Annotated in this window: 24 protein-coding genes; 15 read left to right on the top strand and 9 right to left on the bottom strand. The window is 63.5% G+C overall.

Annotated features, from left to right (window positions below; all coding sequences use genetic code 11):
* Window positions 1-71: 71 nt before the first annotated feature.
* Genes LK540_RS09665 through kynU form a run of 3 tightly spaced genes read right to left on the bottom strand, consistent with a single transcriptional unit; the run spans window position 72 to window position 2,788 of the window.
* Window positions 72-617 (bottom strand): alpha/beta hydrolase, encoded by a 546-nt coding sequence (locus LK540_RS09665; RefSeq protein WP_229437067.1) that lies wholly within the window; start codon window positions 615-617, stop codon window positions 72-74.
* Between the two features lie 59 nt (window positions 618-676).
* Window positions 677-1,519 (bottom strand): tryptophan 2,3-dioxygenase, encoded by an 843-nt coding sequence (gene kynA, locus LK540_RS09660; protein ID WP_229437066.1) that lies wholly within the window; start codon window positions 1,517-1,519, stop codon window positions 677-679.
* A 9-nt stretch (window positions 1,520-1,528) separates the two neighbouring features.
* Window positions 1,529-2,788: a kynureninase gene (kynU, locus tag LK540_RS09655; protein ID WP_229437065.1), complete on the bottom strand. Its 1,260-nt coding sequence runs from the start codon at window positions 2,786-2,788 to the stop codon at window positions 1,529-1,531.
* Window positions 2,789-3,350: 562 nt separating this feature from the next.
* Here kynU and flhD point away from each other — a divergent pair.
* The 15 genes from flhD (at window position 3,351) to LK540_RS09580 (ending at window position 15,911) form a co-directional block, all read left to right on the top strand.
* Window positions 3,351-3,668 (top strand): flagellar transcriptional regulator FlhD, encoded by a 318-nt coding sequence (gene flhD / locus LK540_RS09650; protein ID WP_229437064.1) that lies wholly within the window; start codon window positions 3,351-3,353, stop codon window positions 3,666-3,668.
* A gap of 61 nt (window positions 3,669-3,729) precedes the next feature.
* Window positions 3,730-4,311, top strand: coding sequence for a flagellar transcriptional regulator FlhC (gene flhC, locus LK540_RS09645; RefSeq protein ID WP_229437063.1), 582 nt, complete (start codon window positions 3,730-3,732; stop codon window positions 4,309-4,311).
* Between the two features lie 42 nt (window positions 4,312-4,353).
* A complete protein-coding gene (locus tag LK540_RS09640) occupies window positions 4,354-5,118 on the top strand; it encodes a class I SAM-dependent methyltransferase (protein WP_229437062.1) in 765 nt (254 codons plus the stop codon).
* A gap of 153 nt (window positions 5,119-5,271) precedes the next feature.
* Window positions 5,272-6,132, top strand: coding sequence for a flagellar motor stator protein MotA (gene motA, locus LK540_RS09635; RefSeq protein ID WP_229437061.1), 861 nt, complete (start codon window positions 5,272-5,274; stop codon window positions 6,130-6,132).
* A 68-nt stretch (window positions 6,133-6,200) separates the two neighbouring features.
* Entirely contained in the window at window positions 6,201-7,142 is a 942-nt protein-coding gene (gene motB / locus LK540_RS09630) for a flagellar motor protein MotB (RefSeq protein WP_229437060.1), read from the top strand.
* A gap of 29 nt (window positions 7,143-7,171) precedes the next feature.
* A complete protein-coding gene (locus tag LK540_RS09625) occupies window positions 7,172-7,720 on the top strand; it encodes a chemotaxis protein (protein WP_229437059.1) in 549 nt (182 codons plus the stop codon).
* A 67-nt stretch (window positions 7,721-7,787) separates the two neighbouring features.
* Window positions 7,788-8,153, top strand: coding sequence for a response regulator (locus LK540_RS09620; RefSeq protein WP_229437058.1), 366 nt, complete (start codon window positions 7,788-7,790; stop codon window positions 8,151-8,153).
* Between the two features lie 34 nt (window positions 8,154-8,187).
* Window positions 8,188-10,335: a chemotaxis protein CheA gene (cheA, locus tag LK540_RS09615; RefSeq protein WP_229437057.1), complete on the top strand. Its 2,148-nt coding sequence runs from the start codon at window positions 8,188-8,190 to the stop codon at window positions 10,333-10,335.
* Between the two features lie 25 nt (window positions 10,336-10,360).
* A complete protein-coding gene (locus LK540_RS09610; RefSeq protein ID WP_229437056.1) occupies window positions 10,361-10,852 on the top strand; it encodes a chemotaxis protein CheW in 492 nt (163 codons plus the stop codon).
* Window positions 10,853-10,921: 69 nt separating this feature from the next.
* Window positions 10,922-11,776 carry a CheR family methyltransferase gene (locus LK540_RS09605; protein ID WP_229437055.1) on the top strand — a complete coding sequence of 285 codons (855 nt, stop codon included), beginning with the start codon at window positions 10,922-10,924 and terminating at the stop codon, window positions 11,774-11,776.
* 24 nt (window positions 11,777-11,800) lie between these two features.
* Window positions 11,801-12,403: a chemoreceptor glutamine deamidase CheD gene (gene cheD / locus LK540_RS09600; RefSeq protein WP_229437053.1), complete on the top strand. Its 603-nt coding sequence runs from the start codon at window positions 11,801-11,803 to the stop codon at window positions 12,401-12,403.
* Between the two features lie 17 nt (window positions 12,404-12,420).
* On the top strand, window positions 12,421-13,485 hold the full coding sequence (locus LK540_RS09595; RefSeq protein ID WP_229437051.1) for a chemotaxis response regulator protein-glutamate methylesterase: 1,065 nt from the start codon (window positions 12,421-12,423) through the stop codon (window positions 13,483-13,485).
* Window positions 13,486-13,609: 124 nt separating this feature from the next.
* Window positions 13,610-14,002, top strand: a complete 393-nt coding sequence (cheY, locus tag LK540_RS09590; protein WP_229437049.1) for a chemotaxis response regulator CheY — start codon at window positions 13,610-13,612, stop codon at window positions 14,000-14,002.
* 1 nt (window position 14,003) lies between these two features.
* Window positions 14,004-14,642 carry a protein phosphatase CheZ gene (gene cheZ, locus LK540_RS09585; RefSeq protein ID WP_229437048.1) on the top strand — a complete coding sequence of 213 codons (639 nt, stop codon included), beginning with the start codon at window positions 14,004-14,006 and terminating at the stop codon, window positions 14,640-14,642.
* Between the two features lie 60 nt (window positions 14,643-14,702).
* Window positions 14,703-15,911 (top strand): EAL and HDOD domain-containing protein, encoded by a 1,209-nt coding sequence (locus LK540_RS09580; RefSeq protein ID WP_229437046.1) that lies wholly within the window; start codon window positions 14,703-14,705, stop codon window positions 15,909-15,911.
* A gap of 165 nt (window positions 15,912-16,076) precedes the next feature.
* Here the strand turns inward: LK540_RS09580 and LK540_RS09575 are convergent, their stop codons facing one another.
* The 6 genes from LK540_RS09575 to metG form a co-directional block, all read right to left on the bottom strand.
* Entirely contained in the window at window positions 16,077-16,772 is a 696-nt protein-coding gene (locus tag LK540_RS09575; RefSeq protein WP_229437044.1) for a PilZ domain-containing protein, read from the bottom strand.
* A gap of 171 nt (window positions 16,773-16,943) precedes the next feature.
* The gene (gene panC, locus LK540_RS09570) at window positions 16,944-17,783 is read right to left on the bottom strand and encodes a pantoate--beta-alanine ligase (protein ID WP_229437042.1); all 840 of its coding nucleotides are present in this window, start codon (window positions 17,781-17,783) and stop codon (window positions 16,944-16,946) included.
* A gap of 28 nt (window positions 17,784-17,811) precedes the next feature.
* Complete coding sequence (locus LK540_RS09565) at window positions 17,812-18,711, bottom strand: ScpA family protein (protein WP_229437041.1); 900 nt, start codon at window positions 18,709-18,711, stop codon at window positions 17,812-17,814.
* Between the two features lie 19 nt (window positions 18,712-18,730).
* The gene (locus LK540_RS09560) at window positions 18,731-18,931 is read right to left on the bottom strand and encodes a DUF3460 family protein (RefSeq protein ID WP_229437040.1); all 201 of its coding nucleotides are present in this window, start codon (window positions 18,929-18,931) and stop codon (window positions 18,731-18,733) included.
* 72 nt (window positions 18,932-19,003) lie between these two features.
* Window positions 19,004-20,320 (bottom strand): hypothetical protein, encoded by a 1,317-nt coding sequence (locus LK540_RS09555; protein WP_229437039.1) that lies wholly within the window; start codon window positions 20,318-20,320, stop codon window positions 19,004-19,006.
* A gap of 175 nt (window positions 20,321-20,495) precedes the next feature.
* Window positions 20,496-22,637, bottom strand: coding sequence for a methionine--tRNA ligase (gene metG, locus LK540_RS09550; RefSeq protein ID WP_229437038.1), 2,142 nt, complete (start codon window positions 22,635-22,637; stop codon window positions 20,496-20,498).
* Window positions 22,638-22,705: the final 68 nt, after the last annotated feature.

The raw sequence follows: 22,705 nt of genomic DNA, 5'->3' as shown, positions 1-22,705 counted from the left end.
CCGCATCGCGCACGCGCGGCGCCGCTCAGGCTGGCTCCCGGGCTGACCTCAGGCCCGCTTCAAGCGCGCACTCAGTTACGCAATTCAGCGCAGAAGTCGAGCAGGATGCGCTCGCCCTCGGGCCAGTCGCCATGGCCGCTGTCGGCATTCACATGGCCGGCGGCGCCGATCTCCACGAAGCGCGCGCCCCAGGCATCGGCAAAGGCGCGCGCCCGTTCGCGCGTGACGAAGGGATCGTCGCTGCTGGCCACCACGATGCAGGGGAAGGGGAGCTTGGTCATCGGCACCGGCGCGAAGCCGTTGGCGTCGATCGGATACGAAGCCGCCTCGACGTCGCTCGGCGCCACCAGCACCGCGCCGGCGGCGCGCAGCGGCGAACCCGAATGCGCCCAGTGCGCCGCCAGGATGCAGCCCAGGCTGTGCGCCACCAGGATCGGCGCGCCGCTGCTGGCGCCGACGGCGGCATCGAGTTCGGCCACCCATTCGTCGCGCCCGGGGTTGTTCCAGTCGCGGTGTTCCACGCGCCGCAGCTGCGGGTGGCGCGCTTCCCACAGGGTTTGCCAGTGCTGCGGACCCGAATTCCACAGGCCCGCCAGGGTCAGAACGTCGCAATCCATGAAGCCTCCGCTGCTTGTCGTTCAGACCATTCTACGCGTCTGTTACGAGAGGCGTCGGATCAGAGCGCGGTGCGCAGGGCGAACAGTTCCGGGAACAGCACCACGTCCAGCATCTTGCGCAGGTAGCTCACGCCCGCCGTGCCGCCGGTGCCGGTCTTGAAGCCGATGATGCGCTCCACCGTGGTCACGTGGCGGAAGCGCCAGAAGCGGAAGGCGGTTTCCAGGTCGACCAGCTTCTCGGCCAGTTCGTACAGCGCCCAGTGTTGGTCCGGGTCCTGGTACACCGCCAGCCAGGCCGCCTTCACCGAGTCGTCGTGTTCGGTCGGCAGGGTCCAGTCGCGCTCCAGGCGCTCGGGTGCGATGGCAAAACCGCCGCGCGCCAGCAGCATCACCGCTTCGTCGTAGACCGAGGGCAGTTTCAGCTCGCGGTCGAGGATGGCGTGCGCCGGCGGGTTCTTTTCGTGCACCGCCAGCAAATTCGCGTTCTTGTTCCCGAGGATGAATTCGAGCTCGCGGTACTGGTGCGACTGGAAGCCGGACGAGGCGCCGAGATAAGGCCGGATCGCCGTGTACTCCGAAGGCGTCATGGTGGCCAATACGTCCCAGGCATGCACCAGCTGGTCCATTATGCGCGCCACCCGCGCCAGCATCTTGAAGGCGGGCGACAGTTCGCCGGCGCGCAGGTGCACGCGCACGGCCTGCATCTCGTGCAGCATCAGCTTCACCCAGAGCTCGCTCGTCTGGTGCTGGATGATGAACAGCATCTCGTTGTGGTTGGGCGAGAGCGGGTGCTGGGCCGACAGGATCTGCTCCAGGCCCAGGTAGTCGCCGTAGCTCATCGACTCCTTGAAGTCCATCTTGGCGCCGTGCCACGCGGCCGGCTTGTCTTTCATGTCGCTCATGGTCATCACTCAGGTCACTGCGCCGCGCTCGGCGCGCACGTCGTAATCTTCGCGGTCGAGGATATCCTTCAGGATCTCGACCGCGTCCCACACGTCCGCATACGAGGTATATAAAGGCGTGAAGCCGAAGCGCATGATCTCCGGCTCGCGGTAGTCGCCGATCACGCCACGCGCGATCAGCGCCTGCATCACCGCGTAGCCGTGCGGATGGGTAAAGCTGACCTGGCTGCCGCGACGCGCATGCTCGCGCGGCGTCACCAGTCCCAGCGGGTGCGCGGCGCAGCGCGCTTCGACAAGTTGAATGAAGAGGTCGGTCAGGGCCAGCGACTTGGCGCGGATCGCCGCCATGCTGGTCTCCTCGAACACTTCCAGCCCGCACTCGACCATGGCCAGCGAGACCACCGGCTGGGTGCCGCACAGGGCGCGGCCGATGCCGTCGCAGGGTTCGAAGCCGTGGGCCATGGCGAACGGCCGGGCGTGGCTCCACCAGCCCGACAGCGGATGCTGGAACCGGGCCTGGTGGCGCTGCGGCACCCAGATGAAGGCCGGGGCGCCCGGTCCGCCATTCAGGTATTTATAGGTGCAGCCGACCGCGAAGTCGGCCTCGGCGCCGTTCAGGTCGACCGGCACCGCGCCGGCCGAGTGGGCCAGGTCCCAGACGATCAGGGCGCCGTTCTGGTGCGCGTGGCGGGTGAGGGCGGCCATGTCGTGCTGGTAGCCGGTGCGGTAGTTCACGTGGGTCAGCATGACGACGGCGCAGTCGGCGTCGATGGCGGCCGGCAGTTCTTCCACCGAATCGACCAGGCGCACGCTGTAGCCGCGCTCGAGCCAGGACGTCAATCCTTCTGCCATATAGATATCGGTCGGGAAGTTGCTGCGCTCGGTAACGATGACGCGGCGCGCGGCGGTCGCTCCCTCAGCCTGGATGCGCACGGCGGCGGCCAGGGCCTTGAACAGGTTCAGCGAGGTGGTGTCGGTGACCACGACTTCACCGGCTGCCGCGCCGATCAGCGGGGCCAGGCGCCCGCCCAGGCGTTTCGGCAGGTCGAACCAGCCGGCCGTGTTCCAGCTCTTGATCAGGTCTTGCCCCCACTCGCGCGCCACCACGTCCTGGGCGCGGGCCAGGGCCGCACGCGGGCGGGCGCCGAGGGAGTTGCCGTCCAAATAAATGACGCCGGGGGGCAGGTCGAAGCGTTCGCGCAGCGGCGCCAGCGGGTCTTGCGCGTCGCGCGCCAGGCAGTCGCTGCGGGTGAGGGTGGGTTCGCTCATGGTAATCAAGTGTCGGTTGTATAGGCAGATGGCTGTTCGGCGGGCAGTGTAGCAAGACCCCGGGAAAAATATTTCAAATTTTTTTGCTGCGAACCCTAAAGTTCTCCCGGGCCCTGCCGTAAAGGAGTCAGAGACCTGAAAAAGGCGGCCAACAATATTTCAAAAATATTTGCCGGCAACCCTAAAGTTCTCGAAAACGCTGCCGTTAAGGAGTCAGAAGGGCAAAAAGGGCACTGAAAAAATTTTCAGATTCACCCTAAAGTTCCCGGTTTCCTTGCCGTTAAGTAATCAGAGCGCTGCGAAAGCGCAACGGAAGTAAAAATAGTTGCGACACGAAAACGTTGCAACACGGCATGCCGAACAACAATCCGAAAGCCTCCTTTTCATAGGAGCGCATCTCCCATCCGCCAGGGTTTGTCAGACAAACTCCTACGGATGCTGTCGTCTTTGGAGGACACAAAATACAGTGTCCCTCTGATTCCGCAAATGTTTCTCTACAGTCAGAATCTATCTCACTGGCAACACACACTGCTGCCAGAACCTAAACAACGGAGAGTGGAAAATGACTGCAAACGACATGATGGCTGAAATCCGCGACGCGAACCTGAGCTACCTGATGCTCGCGCAGCAGATGATCCGCGCCGACAAGGTCACCGCGATTTTCCGCCTCGGCATCTCGGCCGACATCGCCGACCTGATCGAAGGCATGAGCAACGCGCAGATCCTGAAGCTCGCCGGCGGCAACATGATGCTGGCCCGCTTCCGCTTCGACGACACCGCGATCCTCTCGATGCTGACCAGCCATACCAAGGACCGCGCCCTGGCCCAGTCGCACGCCGCCATCCTGATGGCCGGCCAGCCGGCCGAAGAAATCGCCTGATGCGCTACTCCGCGCCGGTCCTATGGTGTAGGATAGCCGGGACTGTTGCCGGAGCTGTAGGATGACCAAAAAAAGCGTCGTATCGGAAGCGCAAGAAATCCAGCTCGCCATCGAGCTGATCCAGTTGGGAGCACGGCTCCAGCTGCTGGAAACCGAGGTGTCGCTGTCGCGCGAGCGCCTCATCAAGCTGTACAAGGAACTGAAGGGCGTGTCGCCGCCGAAAGGCATGCTGCCGTTCTCCACCGACTGGTTCCTGACCTGGCAGCCGAACATCCATTCCTCGCTGTTCCTGAACATCCATAACTTCCTGGTCGATAATGCCGGCGCCAGCGGCATCCAGGCGGTGATGAAAGCCTACCAGCTCTACCTCGAGCAGATGCCGGCCTCGCCCGGCGAAGAGCCCTTGCTGTCGCTCACCCGCGCCTGGACCCTGGTGCGCTTCTTCGGCAGCGGCATGCTCAAGCTTGCGCCTTGCGAAAAATGCAAGGGTAAGTTCGTGGTGAATACGCTCGACCTGAACAGCGGCTACCTGTGCGGCTTGTGCCACATGCCTTCGCGCGCCGGCAAGACGCGCAAGGCCAAGGACGCCGCCCAGCAGGCCGCCCTCGATGCCGAGCAGGCCGGCAGCGAATCCGACGCCTGAGCGGGTGCCTTCCCGTATCGAACCTGGCGCGGGAGGCAGGCGGTGAGCGCGCCACGCCTCCTGCGCGCACCCGCCGTGCAGGCGCTGCTGTGCCAGCTTGCCGCCTTTCCCCTGACCTTGCTGGCCGTGTTCCTGCTGGCGCGCGCCGGCGCCTCTCCCACGTATTTCATTGTTGCGCTTGCGCAGGGCCTGTTTGCTGCCGCCCTGACCGCCTGGAGGCGCCTGGCGCGCTGGTGGCTGGCGATCGGCTTCCTGTTCCCGCTGGCCCTGCTCGGCGCCAGCCAGTTCGCCATTCCGCCCTGGCTGTTCCTGGCGATCTTCCTGTTCATGCTGGTGCTGTACTGGTCGACCTTCCGCACGCAGGTGCCGTACTACCCGTCGGGGAAGGCGGCCTGGGATGCCGTGGCGGAACACTTGCCTCAGGATAGGCCGGTTTCCTTCATCGACATCGGCAGCGGCCTCGGCGGCCTGGTGCTGGACCTGGCAAGCCGCCGCAACGACATTCGGGCAGCCGGAATCGAACTGGCACCGCTGCCCTGGCTCGCCAGCTGGCTGCGTGCAAAGCTAACGAATAGTCGCGCGGCATTCCTGCGCGGCGACTACGAGCGCCTCGACTTCGCGCACTACGACGCCGTCTTCGCCTACCTGTCGCCGGCCGCCATGACCGCCCTGTGGCGCAAGGCCAAAAAGGAGATGCGTCCCGGCAGTATGTTAATGAGTTACGAGTTCGCTATTAACGATTCCACACCGACCTTATCTGTCTATCTACCGAACACTGGTCGAACTCTCTACATATGGCACTTTTAGGCGACAATCGCCGCTGTTTTACTTGCCCGTGGGCCATTCTCCCGCTATTGTTCCAGCTGTTGTAGTTCCCTACGTAAATATTTTTTCTGAGATACAAAGTCTCGGAAATGCGTGGATCGTCAAGCCCGTCCGGGCGCTTTCTGGAGCAGTGTCTTGTTAGTCATTATCGGTTACGTCGTTATCTGCGCGTGTGTGTTCGGCGGCTTCGTCATGAGCGGCGGTCACATGGCTGCACTGTTCCAGCCGCTGGAACTGCTGATGATCGGCGGTGCGGCGGCAGGTTCGATGTTTGTCGGTAACAACGGCAAAGCGCTGAAAGCGACCATGAAGGCCTTGCCGACCGTGTTCAAGGGTTCCGCGTACACTAAAGAGATGTACATGGAACTGATGTCGCTGCTGTTCGACGTGCTGTCGAAAGTACGCAAGGAAGGCCTGATGTCGATCGAAGGCGACATCGAATCGCCGGAAGCGAGCCCGCTGTTCTCGAAGTACCCGCTGGTGCTGGCCGACCACCACATCGTCGAATTCATGGCCGACTACCTGCGCCTGATGGTGTCCGGCAACATGGACGCCTTCCAGATCGAAAACCTGATGGACAACGAGATCGAGACCCACCACCAGGAAGGCCACGTGCCGGCCCACGTGATCGCCAAGCTCGGCGACGGCCTGCCGGCCTTCGGTATCGTGGCGGCGGTGATGGGCGTGGTGCACACCATGGAATCGGTCGGCATTCCGCCGGCGGAACTCGGTATCCTGATCGCCAAGGCGCTGGTCGGTACCTTCCTCGGTATTTTGCTGGCCTATGGTTTCGTCAGCCCACTCGGCAGCGTGCTGGAACAGAAGCTGGAAGAATCGACCAAGATGTTCCAGACCGTGAAGGTGACCCTGCTGGCCAGCCTGAACGGCTACGCCCCGGCCCTGGCCGTGGAATTCGGCCGCAAGGTGCTGTACTCGACCGAGCGCCCGACCTTTGCCGAGCTCGAAGAGCACATCAAGAAGTCCAAGAGCAAGTAAGACCCGAACCCGGCGGGACCAGGCAGGTCCCGCTCCTCCACCCTTTAACCTGAACCAAGCGAATACCCATGGCCGATGAAGGAATGCGCCCGATTATCGTCAAGCGGATCAAGAAATCCGGTGGCGGACATCACGGCGGCGCCTGGAAGATTGCCTACGCCGACTTCGTGACGGCGATGATGGCTTTCTTCCTGCTGATGTGGCTGCTTGGCTCGACGGCCAAGGGCGACCTCGATGGCATTTCGGAATTCTTCAAGACCCCCTTGAAGGTGGCGATGTCGGGCGGCTCGGGCTCGGGCGACAGCTCCTCGGTGATCAAGGGCGGCGGTACGGATTTGACGCGCCGCAATGGCCAGGTCAAGAAGGGCGACACCCCGCCGGAACACAAGACCTATGACCTGAACGCCGCCAAGGCCCAGGTCGAGCGCGCCGAAGGCGAGCGCCTGCGCGGCCTGAAAGCCAGGCTGGAGTCGGTCATCGACGCCAACGAAACGCTGAAGAAATACAAGAACCAGCTGCTGCTCGACATCACCAGCGAAGGCCTGCGCATCCAGATCGTGGACGAGCAGAACCGCCCGATGTTCGCGCTGGCCAAGGCCACGCTGCAGCCGTACACCGGCGATATCCTGCACGTGCTGGGCATGGTGCTGAACGACGTGCCGAACCGCATCGGCCTGTCCGGCCACACCGATTCGACCCCGTACTACAGCGACGCCGGCTACAGCAACTGGGAACTCTCGGCCGACCGCGCCAACGCCTCGCGCCGCGCGCTGGTGCAGGGTGGCCTGGCCGACGACAAGATCCTGCGCGTGGTGGGGCTGGCCGCGGCCGCGCCGCTCGACCGTGCCGATCCGTTCAACCCGATCAACCGCCGCATCAGCATCATCGTGATGAACAAGCGCACCGAGGACGCCGTGATGCGCGACGCCGCCACGCTCGACGTGCCGGCCGAGGATGGCGCAGCCGCGGCCCAGGCCGTCACCGCGGCCACCGGCGCGGCGACCAAATAAGCAGCCTGCGACAGGACAGGAGGACCATAATGACAAGAAAAAAGATACTCGGCTCGCACGTGAAGCGGCTGCTCTCCGGCGTGTCCGCCCATGGGCGGCGCCACCTCAGCGAGGTCGAGACCGACCTGCTGCAGACGGAATTGCTGCTGGAAGAAGCCATCGAGAAGCTGACCAGCAGCTTCCTGGCCATCCATAGCGCGGTCGGCGAACGGCAGGCCGCGATCGACCGCCTGCTGGCCGGCGGCGAACCGAGCAAGGAAGACATTGCCGCCCTGGCCGCGATGTCGAACGAAATCGGCAGCCACGTCAACACGGCGGTGACCAGCATGCAGTTCCAGGACATGACCAGCCAGCTGATCGAGCGCACCCTGAAGCGCGTGACGGGCCTGCGCGACTTCCTCGGCACGCTGGACGAACACGGTTCCGACATTCACCCGGAAACGGGCAGCGAGGAAATCGTCGAGCGCCTGGGCAAGGTCAGCATGGCGCTGGCGATCCAGTCGCTCGAACTGCGCAGCGTCTTGCGCAAGTCGGTCGAACAAAAGCATCTCGAAAGCGGGGACATCGAACTGTTCTAAGGGTTCGGTGCACATATAACCATCTCCCGGCATGCCCCGGGGGCGTATAAAACAGCAGGAGCAAAACATGGCTAAAACAATTCTCGCGGTCGACGATTCGAGCTCGCTGCGCCAGATGGTGGCGTTCAGCCTGAAGGCGGCCGGTTACCAGGTGGTGGAAGCGGTGGATGGCCAGGATGGCCTGGACAAGGCGCGCCAGCAGGTCGTCGACCTGGTCCTGACCGACCAGAACATGCCGCGCATGGATGGCCTGTCGCTGATCAAGCAGCTCCGCGGCCTGCCCGAGTACCAGAAGGTGCCGATCCTGATGCTGACCACCGAGTCCTCGGACGAAATGAAGTCGAAAGGCCGTGCGGCCGGCGCCAACGGCTGGCTGGTCAAGCCGTTCGACCCGCAGCGCCTGATCGAGGTCGTCAAAAAAGTGATCGGTTGATGCGCATGCATCGCCCACCGCAACGGAATTTGTCATGACGATCGACATCAGCCAGTTTTACCAGGTCTTTTTCGACGAGGCCGAAGAGCTGCTCGCCGAAATGGAACGGCTGCTGCTGGCGGTCGACGTGGCCGCGCCCGACGCCGAAGACCTGAACGCCATCTTCCGCACCGCCCACTCGGTGAAGGGCGGCGCCTCGACCTTCGGCATCACCGACATGAGCGAAGTCACGCACGTGCTCGAATCCCTGCTGGACCGCATCCGCAAGGGAGAAATGGCGCTCACCAGCCAGCACGTGGACGCCTTCCTGGCCGCGAAAGACACCCTCAAGATGCAGCTCGACGGCCACCGCAACGGCGCCGCCGTCGACCAGGACACGGTCGCCAACGTGCGCATGATGCTGCACGACTTGTCCGAAGGCCTGGTGCCGGCGGCCTCGATCATCGCGCCGTCTTTCCTGCATGCCGAAACCAAGGCCCAGACCGGCGAGGGCGCGCACCGCTACAAGATCGAGCTGCCCAGCGTTGCCCAGCGCGACGTGAACGCCCTGGTCGACGAACTCGGCCTGATGGGCCGGGTCTCGGTGACGCCGCTCGACGGCGGACGCAGCGCCCTGGTCATCACCACCCACGAGAGCCTGGACGACATCGTCGCCATCTGCTCGTTCGTGCTCGACCCGAACGATTTGAAGATCTTCGAGGCGCCGCCGCTCACGCCTGAGCAGCGCGCCATCGAGGCCGCCGAGCGCGCCCGCATCGAGGAAGAGCAGGGCTATGGCTTCTTCGATCCGGCGGACGACGTTCCCGCCGTGAGCAACGAGCAGTCCGACGACGAGCGCGGCTATGGCTTCTTCCAGCCGATCGAACAGATCCGCGCGCTGGCCGGTATCGATGTGCCGGGTGCCAAGGCTGCCGTGGCGGTGGCCGTGGTTGACCACGAAGCGGAAAAGAAGGCCAGCAAGAAAGACGAGAAGGGCGCCGAAGCAAAAGCCGGGGAGTCGTCCTCGATCCGCGTTTCGGTGGAAAAGGTCGACCAGCTCATCAACCTGATCGGCGAACTGGTGATTACCCAGGCCATGATCGAGCAGCGCAGCGGCGGGCTGGACCCGATGATGCACGAGCGCCTGCTGTCCTCGGTGTCCCAGCTGACCCGCAACACGCGCGAGCTGCAGGAAGCGGTGATGTCGATCCGCATGATGCCGATGGACTTCGTGTTCTCGCGCTTCCCGCGCATGGTGCGCGACCTGGCCGGCAAGCTCGGCAAGAAAGTCGATTTCATCACCCACGGCGCCGCGACCGAGCTCGACAAGGGCCTGATCGAGCGCATCGTCGATCCGCTGACCCACCTGGTGAGGAACAGCATCGACCACGGTATCGAGATGCCGGAAGCGCGCGCCGCGGCCGGCAAGTCCGAAGCAGGGCGCCTGTTCCTGTCGGCCGGCCACCAGGGCGGCAACATCGTCATCGAAGTGGCCGACGATGGCGCCGGCCTGAACCGAGAGCGCATCCTGGCGAAAGCGGCGCAGAACGGCCTGGCCGTCTCGGACACGATGAGCGACAGCGAAGTCTGGCAATTGATTTTCGCGCCAGGCTTCTCCACGGCCGAGATCGTCACCGACGTGTCGGGCCGCGGCGTCGGCATGGATGTTGTCAAACGTAACATCACGGCCATGGGCGGTTCGGTCGACATCCGCTCCGCGCGTGGCTTCGGCACCACGATTTCGATCTCGCTGCCCTTGACCCTGGCCATCCTGGACGGCATGACCATCCGCTGCGGCGAAGAAATCTATATCCTTCCACTGGGCTACGTCGTTGAATCGCTGCAGCCGCGCCGCGAAGACATCCGCGACATCGCCGGCCGCGGCCAGGTGCTGAAAGTGCGTGGCGAATATCTGCCGCTGATCGCGCTGCACGCCGTGTTTGACATCGAACCGAAGTCTGGCGACCCGGCCGACGGCATCGTGGTGATCCTGGAATCCGAAGGCAAGCGCGCCGCGCTCCTGATCGACGACCTGGTGGGCCAGCAGCACGTGGTGGTGAAGAACCTGGAAGCGAACTACCGCAAGGTCAGCGGCATTTCCGGCGCCACTATCCTGGGCGACGGCGGCGTGTCGCTGATCCTCGACGTGGCCGCCCTGGTGCGTTCCTCGCGCCAGGTGGCCGACGAGGCGCTGGCCTCCTAAACACAATCAAGAACAAGGAAACAACATGTCCATTACCCAAGCCACTTCAACCCAGGGCAACGACGCCGGTCTCGAATACCTGGCCTTTACCCTGGGTTCGGAAGAATACGGCATCGATATCCTGAAGGTGCAGGAAATCCGCGGCTACGAAGCCGTGACCCGCATCGCGAATGCGCCGGAATTCATCAAGGGCGTGATCAACCTGCGCGGGATTATCATCCCGGTGGTCGACATGCGCATCAAGTTCAAGCTCGGCGAACCGACCTACGACCAGTTTACCGTCGTCATCATCCTGAACATCGGTGGCCGCGTGATGGGCATGGTGGTCGACAGCGTCTCCGACGTGACCACCCTGACCCCGGACCAGATCAAGCCGGCCCCGGACATGGGCACCGCCTTCAGCACCGATTACCTGATCGGCCTGGGCACGGTGGACGAGCGCATGCTGATCCTGGTCGACATCGACCGTTTGATGTCGTCGCCGGAAATGGGCCTGATCGACAAGCTGGCGGCGTAAATTCCAAAACGGCACCGGGCAGCGCATGACGCGGGCTGCGTGCCTGCAACCAATTAGAAGGTAAGGCAAGTGCCGTTACACAAATCCGACACGGTCAAGGAATTCGACTTCACGCGCGGCGACTTCGAGCGCGTGCGCGCCCTGATCTACCGCCAGGCCGGCATCTCGCTGGCCGATTCCAAGCAGGAAATGGTGTATAGCCGCCTGGCGCGGCGCCTGCGGGCGACCGGCATCCAGTCGTTCGCGAAATACCTGGACGACCTGGAAGCAGGGCGCATGAGCGACGAATGGGAGTCGTTCACGAACGCGCTCACCACCAACCTGACCTCGTTCTTCCGCGAAGCCCACCACTTCCCGCTGCTGGCCGAACACGTGGCGCGCCTGCGCGGCCGGCCGGGCGAACCCTTGACGATCTGGTGCTCGGCCAGCTCGACCGGCGAAGAGCCGTATTCGATCGCCATGACCCTGTGCGAAGCCTTCAATACGCTCACGCCGCCGGTGCATATCATCGCCACCGACATCGACACCAACGTGCTGGCGACTGCCAGCGAAGGCGTGTACGGCGACGACCGTGTGGAAAAGATGGCGCCCGAGCGTCTGAAGCGTTTCTTCTTGCGCGGCAAGGGCCGCCACGAAGGCATGGTGCGCGTGCGCCCGGAACTGCGCCAGCTGGTCACCTTCCGCCAGTTGAACCTGCTGGCCGACAGCTGGCCGGTGAGCGGGCAGTTCGACGCTATCTTTTGCCGGAATGTCATGATTTATTTTGACAAGGAGACCCAGCGCAAGATTTTGTCGCGCTTCGTGCCGCTGATGAAGCCGCACGCGCTGCTGTTTGCCGGCCACTCCGAAAACTTCCTCTACGTTTCCGACGCGCTGCGCCTGCGCGGCAAGACTGTCTACGAACTCAACGACCGCCGCGCCTGATGCGCGCGCACCCTCGGAAACCCCATGCCTTCGAATAGCCATTTCGCCACCAACGTCTACTACGACCGCACCTTCGATGTCGAGGCGGCCAAGATCTTGCCGGGCGAGTATTACTACACCGGCAAGAACATGCTGATCGTGACCGTGCTCGGGTCCTGCGTGTCGGCCTGCATCCGCGACCGCGTGAGCGGCCTGGGCGGCATGAACCACTTCATGCTGCCCGACGGCGGCGGCGATGGCGGCAGCCCGGTCTCGGCCTCGATGCGCTATGGCACCTTTGCCATGGAAGTCCTGATCAACGACTTGCTGAAGGCCGGGGCGCGGCGCGAGCACCTGGAAGCCAAGGTCTTCGGCGGCGGCGCCGTGCTGCGCGGCTTCACGGCCATGAACGTGGGCGAACGCAATGCCGCCTTCGTGATGCAATTCCTGAAGACGGAACGGATTCCGGTGCTGGCCGAAGACCTGAACGACATCTACCCGCGCAAGGTGTATTTCTTCCCGAAGACGGGCAAGGTGTTAGTAAAGAAATTGATGCAAACCCAGAACGATACGCTGGCCAAGCGCGAGCTCGACTACGCCAAGCGTCTCAAGGTCGAGCCCGTTGGCGGCGAAATCGATCTGTTCTGATCCTGAAAGGAAAGACGATGACAATCAAGGTACTGATCGTCGACGACTCGGCACTGATCCGCAGCGTGATGAGCGAGATCGTGAATTCGCAAGCCGACATGGAAGTCGTGGCCACCGCGCCCGATCCGCTGGTCGCGCGCGAACTGATCAAGAAACACAACCCCGACGTGCTGACCCTGGACGTCGAGATGCCGAAGATGGATGGCCTCGACTTCCTGGAAAAACTGATGCGCCTGCGCCCGATGCCGGTGTTGATGGTGTCGTCGCTGACCGAGCGCGGCTCGGAAATCACGATGCGCGCGCTGGAACTGGGCGCCGTCGACTTCGTCACCAAGCCCAAGATTTCGATCCAGACCGGTATGCGCGAGTACACCGAGCTGATTACCGACAAGATCCGCGCCGCCGCACGTGCGCGCGTGAAAGCCCGTACCGTGCAACAACAAGCCATGCCTTCCGCCCTGCAAGCCCTGCGCAGCCCCTTGATTTCCTCGGAAAAGCTGATCATCATCGGCGCCTCGACCGGCGGCACCGAAGCGATCCGCGAATTCCTGATGCAGATGCCGTCGGACTGCCCGGGCATCCTGATTGCCCAGCACATGCCGGAAGGCTTCACGACCTCGTTCGCGCGCCGGCTCGACTCCTTGTGCAAGATCAGCGTGTCGGAGGCGGCCGGCAACGAGCGTATCCTGCCGGGCCACGCGTATATCGCGCCGGGCCACTCGCACCTGCTGCTCACGCGCTCGGGCGCCAACTACATGACGAAGATCGAGCAGACCGACCCGGTGAACCGGCACCGGCCCTCGGTGGACGTGCTGTTCCGCTCGGCGGCCGTGGCGGCCGGCAAGAATGCGGTCGGCGTGATCCTGACGGGCATGGGAAAAGACGGCGCTGCTGGTATGCTTGAAATGAAAAACGCAGGCGCGCACAATTTCGCCCAGGACGAGGCTTCCTGCGTGGTGTTCGGCATGCCGCGCGAAGCGATTGCCATCGGCGCAGTACACGATGTGGCGCCCCTGCAGGCCTTGCCCGGCCTGGTACTCGGGCAGTTGGCGGCGCAAGGTGGACGGGCGTTACGGGTTTGATTCGCTTTCTCCGCTTTTCCGCCGGTTTTGTCGCCGTACGGCAACAAAAATGCTATCCTTGAGGTTGCTTGTTGGAGCGCCTCAAGCCACACTAACCATAGTAAAAGAATCAACGGAGTAATTCATGGCTGACCCAAAGATGCGTTTCCTGGTTGTTGACGATTTCTCGACGATGCGCCGCATCGTCCGGAACTTGTTGAAAGAACTGGGGTACGCCAACGTCGACGAAGCGGAAGATGGCGTCATGGCGCTGACCAAGCTGCGCAGCGAGCAGTTCGACTTCGTCGTCTCGGACTGGAACATGCCCAATATGGACGGGCTGACCATGTTGCAGCACATCCGTGCCGACCCGGCGCTGAGCAAACTGCCGGTGCTGATGGTGACCGCGGAAGCGAAGAAGGAAAACATCATCGCCGCCGCCCAGGCCGGCGCCAGCGGCTACGTGGTCAAGCCGTTCACGGCCGCCACGCTCGACGAGAAGCTGAACAAGATCTTCGAGAAGATGGAAAAGGCCTGACATGGCAGAGCACCCGCTGGACGCGGCCGCTTCGAACGAAGAGGTCCTGAGCCGCATCGGCCACATGACGCGCGCGCTGCACGACAGCCTGCGCGGCCTGGGCCTGGATAAACTGATCGAAAAGGCCGCCAGCGACATCCCGGATGCGCGCGACCGCCTCGATTACGTTGCGCGCCTCTCGGAGCAATCCGCCAAGCGTGTGCTCGACGCCACCGATGCAGCTGGTCCTTTGCAGGACGGCATCGAAAACCGCAGCAGCGCGCTGCGCGGCGAATGGCAAACCCTGTTGGACAAGGACGGCGCCGGCGACACCGACTGGCGCGCCCTGGCCGAACGCACGATGGCGGCGCTGGCCGAGTCCGAGTCTGCCGCCGTTGCCACCCGCAGCCAGCTGATGGACATCATGATGGCCCAGGACTTCCAGGACCTGACCGGCCAGGTGATCGGCAAGATCACCTCGATCGCGCAAGACTTGGAAAAGCAGCTGGTGCAGGTGCTGATCGATTTCGCCCCGAGCGAAATCAAGCGCGAGCTCGACACCGGCCTGCTGAACGGTCCGCAGATCAAGCCCGAAGGCAACACGGAGATCGTGGCCAACCAGGGACAGGTGGACGACCTGCTCGACAGCCTGGGGTTCTGATCCGGGGCGCGAGCCGGGCGCCCGAGACGTGTATTACCTGAATCATTCGCGACCGATTCCATGCACCACAAAAACTACATTGTTCGCGAACCGCTGCTCGATGCCACCCAGCGGGTGATCGGCTACGAGCTGCTCTGGCAGCAAAAGGGCGGCCAGCCCGTCCTCGACGCCGACCTCGAACAACTGGTCGGCTTCGTCGCCGAGCACGTCCAGCACGAAGAACACGGCTGGCTGCTGCGCGACAAGCTCCTCTTCCTCGACGCCGTACCGGCCATGCTCTCGACCGACGCGCTGTTCGCACTGCCGCCCGAGCGCACGGTGCTGAGCCTGCAGGCGCGCACCCTGATGGACCCGAACACCCGCGCCGCCGTGCAGGCGGTGCGCGCCGGCGGCATCGGCATCTCGATCCGCGGCCTGGAAGTCGGCCACATCACCAAGGCGCTCGCGCCCTACGCCTCGCACGTCGAGATGCGCTTTGCCGGCATCAACGTGGCCGAGCAGGCGCGCACCTATGCCGCCGCCAAGGGTGCCAGCCTGCGCATGGTCGGGCGCCCGGTCAGCAACTGGATCGACTACGACGCCTGCGCCACCCTCGGCCTGGAAGCCTTTGTCGGCAAGCTGCACCTGACGCCGCGTCCGGGCAACCCGGTAAAAGGGCTGAACCCGACCCAGACCATCATCCTGCAGCTGATGCAGATGGTGCAGAACAACGAGGACATCCCCAGGCTCGAAGGCGTGCTCAAGCGCGACCCGGCGCTCACCTATAAACTGCTGCGCAACATCAACTCGGCCGGTTTCGGCGCCGGGCGCGAGGTGCAGTCGATCCGCCAGGCGATTGCCCTGATGGGCTATGCGCCGCTCTACCGCTGGCTGACCCTGCTGCTGGCCAGCGCCAGCACCAGCGGCTATTCCCCGGTGCTGATGGAAACGGCCGTGGTGCGCGGGCGCCTGACCGAACTGCTGGGGCTGCATGCACTGCCGAAGGCGGAGGGCGAGAATCTGTTCGTGGCAGGCATGTTCTCGCTGCTGGACCGGCTGCTGGGGCTGCCGATGAAGGAAGTGCTGGACACGATTCCGCTGCCGCCGGAAGTGGTCAAGGCACTGCTGACGCGCGAAGGGATGTACGGGCCTTACCTGGCGCTGGCCGAGGCCTGCGAGCTGAGTTCGAACCTGGTGGGGTCGCTGGCGGCCGGGCTGAACCTGAGTCCGCTGGAAGTGAACAAGGCGCATTTGTGTGCGCTGGCGTGGGCGCAGGCTGTTACTGCCTGATTCATTGCCTGCTGTGCGGGTTTCGTGGGGTGGACTCTTGAGCCCACGCGGTACGGCCGAAGCGTTGAGCCTGCATTGCCGCGAGTCGAAGTGCACGATTCCTTGCGTCAGCCGCATATACGCAACCGGTGAGACCGCGTGGACACAGGTGTCCACCCTACAACATCAACCGCGCCGCATCTCCATCCCGATCCGGTCGTAACGGCATCCCACCTGCACCTGTTCGCCCAGCAAATAGCTGCGGAAGGGCCGCAGCATGCGCACCTCGAGGTCGGCCACGATCGCCAGTGCCGGCCCCAGCTGCAGGCGCACGTTCTTCAGTTTCTGTCCCACATGCAGCCGGCGCGCCGCATCCGGCGGGGCGTGCATGCCGATGCCGCCGGTGGCGAAGTCGCACAGCGGCAATTCGATCTGCCGGTCGGGCAGGGTGACGGTGGCGGCGAAATAATCGACGAGCGCGGTGTCGGCGCGCGGCGTGGCGCGCCGGTCCAGCACCAGGCAGGTTTCCGGGAATGGCAGGCTGATCCGGTACGGCTCGGCGGAGGAAACGCGCCAGTCGCTGTCGAGGTCGAATTGCAGGGGTACGTCCTCGGCCAGCAGGGCGACAAAGGTGGCCCGTCCGGCGGCAATGAGGGGTGCGCCCGGCAGTTCGAGCGTGAAGCGTGGCGCCGCTGCATCGACAGCGACGATGCGCGCCGGTAGCTGCGCCGTCGAGGCAGCTGCGCCGGGCGGGTAGACGGTGAGCGTGGCGCCGGCCGCGGCCAGCGCCGCCAGCGCTTCGCCGATATCGAAAGCGTCGCACATTTCGTGCGCGCTCTTGCGTTCAATGCGCTCCAGCGCGGCAGGGAAGGAGTCGGTCACGTTGGCAATCCTTGCGTCGGTGTCCGGCCGGGATGGCGGATCGCCATCAGCATACACCGCGCCGCTTACTGTTGCAGATAATAAATGCCTATATGGCAAATACTTATCTGGCAAATACCTGTCTGGCAAATACCTGTCTGGTCAGCAAGGGCGCGGTCAAGCGGGTACCGCTCAGATCTCGAGGTTGTCGATCAGGCGCGTGGTGCCCAGCTTGGCTGCCGCCAGCACCACCAGCGGCGTGCCTTGCGCCAAATCGCCGGCCGACGGCGGCTGCAGATCGATGCGCTTGCGGATCGAGATGTAGTCGGGCTTCCAGCCGCGCTGCGCCAGCTGGGCCATGGCGTCGCGCTCGACCGAGAAGATGTCGAGGTGGCCGGCGCGCATTTCGCCGGCGACGAAGTTCAGTGCCCGGTACAGGGCCGGTGCTTCGGCGCGCTCTTCCGGCGACAGATACATGTTGCGCGAGGACAGGGCCAGGCCGTCTTCCGCGCGGAAGGTCTCGGCGCCGATGATCTCGGTCGGCAACGCGAACTGGCGCGCCATGTTACGCACGATCATCAACTGCTGGTAATCCTTCTTGCCGAACACGGCCACGCGCGGCTGCACGCAGGAGAACAGCTTGGTCACCACCGTGCACACGCCGTTGAAGAAGCCGGGGCGGAATTCGCCTTCCAGCGTATTGCCGAGCATGTCCGGCGGCTGGACGCGGTATTCCTGCGGTTCCGGGTACAGGTCTTTCTCGGTCGGCGCGAACAGGACATACACGCCTTCCTTTTCCAGCTTCTCGACGTCGGCCTGGAAGGTGCGCGGGTATTTGTCGAAGTCTTCGTTCGGGCCGAACTGGAGGCGGTTGACGAAGATCGAGGCAACCACCGGGTCGCCGTGCTTGCGCGCCAGGCGCATCAGCGACAGATGGCCTTCGTGCAGATTGCCCATCGTCGGCACGAAAGCGGTGCGCAGTTGGCCGCGCAGCTGGTCGCGCAGTTCGTCAATGGTGGAAATGATTTTCATGGTGTGTGAATGCGTAAGTGGTGGTGCATCAGGCCGGCGAATACGCCAGGCGCACGTAGATCGGCGCGAATGGTTCAGCCTGGGTAATCTCGACCAGGGTTTCCTTGGCCAGCTCGAGCAGGGCGACGAAGTGCACGACCACGATCGGCACCGATTCCTGGCCCGCGAACAGTTCGCCGAATTCGACGAAGCGTTGCGCTTGCAGTGTACGCAGGATGGCCGTCATGTGCTCGCGCACCGAGAGTTCCTGGCGCCCGATGCGGTGGTGCTGGGTGAGTTTTGCCCGGCGCAGCACGTCGAGCCAGGCGCGCTGCAAATCGTGCGGCTCGACTTGCGGCAGCACCACGGCCAGGCCTTGCTCGACCGGCAGGGAAGGCCGCTGGAAATCGCGCCCTTCCTGAGGGATAGTGCCGAGGCGCACGGCAGCCAGCTTGATCTGCTCGTACTCCAGCAGGCGGCGTACCAGTTCAGCGCGCGGGTCGCCGGCGTCTTCGACCAGGTCGTCCTGGCGCTTCGGCAGCAGCATGCGCGACTTGATCTCGATCAGCATCGCCGCCATGAGCAAATACTCGGCGGCCAGTTCCAGGTTGCTTTTGCGGATCTGCTCGACGTAGTCCAGGTATTGCAGGGTCACCTGAGCCATCGGGATATCGAGGATGTTGAAATTCTGCTTGCGGATCAGGTAAAGCAGCAGGTCGAGCGGGCCTTCGAAGGCGTCGAGGAAGATCTCGAGGGCGTCGGGCGGGATATACAGGTCGTTGGGCATGCGCAGCAGCGGCTCGCCGTACAGCCGCGCAATGGCGGCCGCGGCGGCATCGTCGAGTGCGGCTTCGGTCGCCGGCGCGCTGGCGCTATCCGTCGCCGTCGCCAGGGCCGCGTCCGGTACTGCCTCGGCCGGCGCGTCCTGGCCGGCCGCGTGCGCTGTCATGTCCCCTGGACCTTCGGCCTTAGAACTTGGTCTGGTACGGGTAGGCTTGCTGGCGCAGGCGCGATTCTTCGGTGCGCGCCTGTTCGTCCAGCGAGATCGGCAGCTTGTCCCACAGCAGGTTGCGGCCTTCTTGCTGGCGCTGCTCCATGCCAGGGGTCTTGGATTTCAGTTCGTCGATGAACTTGGTGTGATCGGAAACGTAACCGGTGAATTTAGGCATTGTCTTGCTCTATAAAAAGAAAGCCGGGACGGCGAGGCAGATTGTTCTGCCCAGCGGTCCCGGCGTCAAGGTTTATGGATGCAGCGCGTTGAGCTGGCGGGCGATGATGTCGTGGTTCAGCCACAGCACCGGTGCAATCTTTTCCGACGCGCCATGGAACATCAGCGGGCCGGCGCCTTCCAGCACCAGGCTGGACAGGTGATCGGTGATCAGGGCCTTCTTGTCCTTGTGCAGGTTGGTGATGGCTTCCGACGTACCGATCATGACCTCGGCCAGGGCCGGGGTGTTGTCCATCGGCCAGGCTTCGAAGTTACGGAACTGGGCGCTGGTGGCGTCCTGGTTGTATTGCTCGATGGTGTCGAGCAGCGACTGCAGCGAGGTGCCTTCGCCCAGCAGGTCCTGGCAGATTGCCCATTGCTGCTCGGCCCATGCTCCGCCGCCTTCTTTCTTCAGCGCGGTGAGCAGCGGGAACAGCGAGAGTTCCACGCCAACGAAGATGTCCGACGAGTTGGTGCGGATTTCCGGGCAATTGAACACGGTGGCCGTCACGCCCGACTTCCAGGCAGCCTCGGCGATGCTCTCCAAGCGCATCTTGGCGTAGCCCTGGGTGTAGTTGGTGTAGGTCTGCCACTGGTATTCGCCGCCGATCAGGATCTCGGTGCCGTGGTAGCCGTAGGCGGTGTAGCGCACTTCGCCGCCGGCTTTCGTCACGCGTTCGCGGATCGGGGCCGAGGCATCAATCAGGTACTTCAGGGTGTTGGCGCTGACTTCGTCGAAGTTCATCAGGATCAGCTTGCCCAGGTCGCTGTCGAGCAGGGCGCGCGAGGACATGAAGCGCTCGCCGCGGCCTTTGTAGATGCGGTTGGCAATGGCCAGGAAGGCCTTGATGCGTGGAATGCCGCCGGCCATGGTGTGGGCGAAGAAGACGTTCGCGCCTTCCGGCACCAGCTTGTCGATCTGGGCCATGACTTCGGCGGCCGACTCGGTGAAGCGGCGCACGCCGGCTTCGCGGCAGCGCTCGATCTTTTCCCAGTCCAGCTTGTCTTCCTGCCAGCTCTTCAGCGTGATACCCGACAGCATTTCGGTTGGGTTCTGCTCGCCGGCCGGGGCATCCATGTCGAAGCCGGCCATCAGCGGCACGTTGATGATGCGCCCGCCCAGCTTTTCTTCGGCTTCGGCGTGTTCTTCCGTGGTGAGGGCGCGCAGGGCGCCGCTGTCGTCGCGGCGGCCGACGGTGATGCCGACGATGGTCATGCCGGCCGCGCGCGCCTCATCGATCAGGCCGTTCACATAGCCGCGGCCGAACAGTTCGCCGAACAGGACGAAGACGTCGCCCTTGCGGAACACGTTGGCTTCGGGGATATGGCGGAGGGGATTCAATTCGGTCATTTTATTATCTGCCTATCAAAAGAGTTTGTAGGGGGCGTCTCAGGCGCGAAGTTTCTGAATAAAAACACGGCATTATAACGCCGCCTCGGCCCGTGGAATGCGGATTTCCAGGGGCCGAGGAGTAGCTAAGCGGCCCTGTTATAGCTTGGATCGGGCCGTCTCTTGTTGTCGGATATTAGCGAATACGCATGCCCGGGGTCGCGCCCGGCATCGGGTCGAGCAGGTACAGGCCCGGGTTCGCCTTTTCATCGGCGGCGGAGGCGCACAGCACCATGCCTTCCGAGACGCCGAACTTCATCTTGCGCGGCGCCAGGTTCGCCACCATCACGGTCAGCTTGCCGATCAGGTCTTCCGGCTTATACGCCGACTTGATGCCCGAGAACACGTTGCGGTGACGGCCTTCGCCCACGTCCAGGGTCAGGCGCAGCAGCTTGCCGGCGCCTTCCACGTGTTCGCAGTTGACGATTTTTGCCACGCGCAGGTCGATCTTCAGGAAATCGTCGATGCTGATTTCCGGCGCCAGTTCCTCGATATCGTTGCCTGCCGGGGCTGCCTCGACAACGGCGGCAGCAGCCGCCGGTTCCGGCGTCGCATCCGATGCCGGGTTCGGCGCTGGACGGTCGAACAGGTTCTCGATCATCTTGGCGTCGACGCGCTGCATCAGGTGGTTGTAGGCGCCGATGCTGCGGCCCAGCATGCTGCTGTAGACGGCGTCGCCTTCGGTGTCAGCCCAGGTATAGCCGGCGTCGCCCAGGAACTCGGCAACGCGCGCGGCCACCTGCGGCAGCACTGGCGACAGCATGATGGTCAGCTGGCGGAACAGGATCAGGGCCGTGGTGCAGACGTCGTGGAGTTCCGCGACCTTGGTCTCGTCCTTGGCCAGCAGCCATGGCTTGTTCTCGTCGACGAACTGGTTCGTGACGTCGGCGATTTCCATGATCTCGCGCAGGGCGCGGCCGTATTCGCGTGCTTCGAAGGCAGCGGCGATCGATACCTGGCGCTCGGCGCCGTCCACGGTCAGCGCTTTCGCAATCCAGGCCTTGGCGTTATCCGACAGTTCGCTTGCCAGCTTGCCGTCGAACTTCTTGGCGATGAAGCCGGCGCAGCGGCTGGCGATATTCACGTACTTGCCGATCAAATCGCTGTTCACGCGGGCCACGAAGTCGTCGCCGTTGAAGTCCAGGTCTTCGACCTTGGCATTCAACTTGAAGGCCAGGTAATAGCGCAGCCATTCCGGGTTCATGCCCAATTCCAGGTAGCGCAGCGGCGAAATGCCGGTGCCGCGCGACTTCGACATCTTTTCGTTGTTCACAGTCAGGTGGCCGTGCACGGCGACCTTCAGCTTGTCGATGATCGGGTGGCCCGAGAAATTCAGCATCGCCGGCCAGAACAGCAGGTGGAAGGAGACGATGTCCTTGCCGATGAAGTGAACCTGCTCGGCATTCGGGTCGTTCAGGAAGGCGTCGAAATCGAGGCCGCGCTGAGCGAAGTAATTCTTCAGCGAGGCCAGGTAACCGACCGGCGCGTCCAGCCATACGTAAAAGAACTTGCCCGGCGCATCGGGAATCGGGATGCCGAAATAGGGCGCGTCACGCGAAATATCCCAATCGGCCAGCTTCTCGCCGGCTTCGCCCAGCCATTCCGAGACCTTGTTCACCATTTCCGGTTGCAGGCGGCCCGGGGTGTTCAGCCATTCCTTCAGGAAGGTGAAGCAGCGCGGGTCGGACAGCTTGAAGAAATACTGTTCCGACGGCTTCAGGATCGGGGTCGAGCCGGTGAACACCGAGAACGGGTTGATCAGCTCGGTCGGCTGGTAAGCGGCGCCGCAGACTTCGCAGTTGTCGCCATATTGGTCCTTGGCGTGGCAGGTCGGGCATTCGCCTTTGATGTTGCGGTCGGCCAGGAACATGCCCTTCACCGGATCGTAGAAACGGTCGACGGTTTTCGTGACGATCAGGCCGGCGTCGCGCAGCTTGCGGTAGATGCCCTGGGACAGTTCGACGTTTTCCGGCGAATCGGTGGAATACCAGTTATCGAAGGCGATATGGAAGCCGTCCAGGTATTGCGGGCGGCCGGCGGCGATCTTCGCCACGAATTCCTGCGGGGTGATGCCTTCCTTTTCGGCGGCGATCATGATCGGGGTGCCGTGGGTATCGTCGGCGCAGACGAAGTGCACCTGGCGCGGCTGGCCGCCATCGCGCTGCATTCGCTGGTAACGGACCCAGATGTCGGCCTGGATGTATTCCATCATGTGGCCAATATGGAAGGCGGCGTTGGCGTAGGGCAGGGCAGTAGTGACGAACAGCTTGCGGGTCATGGTCGAAACGCTAAGGAATGGATGAAAGGGAGCATTTTACCAGCGGATGGCCCCAAACGCTCAGGGGG

Source organism: Massilia sp. IC2-278, assembly GCF_020708045.1.
Classification (GTDB): Bacteria; Pseudomonadota; Gammaproteobacteria; order Burkholderiales; family Burkholderiaceae_D; genus Telluria.
Note: the sequence above shows the minus strand (reverse complement) of the source record. Positions and strands in the feature narration are given on the sequence as shown.

What these genes read in the sequence shown, in the direction of transcription:
- LK540_RS09665 (WP_229437067.1), bottom strand. Translation starts at nt 617, where the DNA reads ATGGATTGCGACGTTCTGACCCTGGCGGGCCTGTGGAATTCGGGTCCG.
- kynA (WP_229437066.1), bottom strand. Translation starts at nt 1,519, where the DNA reads ATGAGCGACATGAAAGACAAGCCGGCCGCGTGGCACGGCGCCAAGATG.
- kynU (WP_229437065.1), bottom strand. Translation starts at nt 2,788, where the DNA reads ATGAGCGAACCCACCCTCACCCGCAGCGACTGCCTGGCGCGCGACGCG.
- flhD (WP_229437064.1), top strand. Translation starts at nt 3,351, where the DNA reads ATGACTGCAAACGACATGATGGCTGAAATCCGCGACGCGAACCTGAGC.
- flhC (WP_229437063.1), top strand. Translation starts at nt 3,730, where the DNA reads ATGACCAAAAAAAGCGTCGTATCGGAAGCGCAAGAAATCCAGCTCGCC.
- motB (WP_229437060.1), top strand. Translation starts at nt 6,201, where the DNA reads ATGGCCGATGAAGGAATGCGCCCGATTATCGTCAAGCGGATCAAGAAA.
- LK540_RS09625 (WP_229437059.1), top strand. Translation starts at nt 7,172, where the DNA reads ATGACAAGAAAAAAGATACTCGGCTCGCACGTGAAGCGGCTGCTCTCC.
- LK540_RS09620 (WP_229437058.1), top strand. Translation starts at nt 7,788, where the DNA reads ATGGCTAAAACAATTCTCGCGGTCGACGATTCGAGCTCGCTGCGCCAG.
- cheA (WP_229437057.1), top strand. Translation starts at nt 8,188, where the DNA reads ATGACGATCGACATCAGCCAGTTTTACCAGGTCTTTTTCGACGAGGCC.
- LK540_RS09610 (WP_229437056.1), top strand. Translation starts at nt 10,361, where the DNA reads ATGTCCATTACCCAAGCCACTTCAACCCAGGGCAACGACGCCGGTCTC.
- cheD (WP_229437053.1), top strand. Translation starts at nt 11,801, where the DNA reads ATGCCTTCGAATAGCCATTTCGCCACCAACGTCTACTACGACCGCACC.
- LK540_RS09595 (WP_229437051.1), top strand. Translation starts at nt 12,421, where the DNA reads ATGACAATCAAGGTACTGATCGTCGACGACTCGGCACTGATCCGCAGC.
- cheY (WP_229437049.1), top strand. Translation starts at nt 13,610, where the DNA reads ATGGCTGACCCAAAGATGCGTTTCCTGGTTGTTGACGATTTCTCGACG.
- cheZ (WP_229437048.1), top strand. Translation starts at nt 14,004, where the DNA reads ATGGCAGAGCACCCGCTGGACGCGGCCGCTTCGAACGAAGAGGTCCTG.
- LK540_RS09580 (WP_229437046.1), top strand. Translation starts at nt 14,703, where the DNA reads ATGCACCACAAAAACTACATTGTTCGCGAACCGCTGCTCGATGCCACC.
- panC (WP_229437042.1), bottom strand. Translation starts at nt 17,783, where the DNA reads ATGAAAATCATTTCCACCATTGACGAACTGCGCGACCAGCTGCGCGGC.
- LK540_RS09565 (WP_229437041.1), bottom strand. Translation starts at nt 18,711, where the DNA reads ATGACAGCGCACGCGGCCGGCCAGGACGCGCCGGCCGAGGCAGTACCG.
- LK540_RS09560 (WP_229437040.1), bottom strand. Translation starts at nt 18,931, where the DNA reads ATGCCTAAATTCACCGGTTACGTTTCCGATCACACCAAGTTCATCGAC.
- LK540_RS09555 (WP_229437039.1), bottom strand. Translation starts at nt 20,320, where the DNA reads ATGACCGAATTGAATCCCCTCCGCCATATCCCCGAAGCCAACGTGTTC.
- metG (WP_229437038.1), bottom strand. Translation starts at nt 22,637, where the DNA reads ATGACCCGCAAGCTGTTCGTCACTACTGCCCTGCCCTACGCCAACGCC.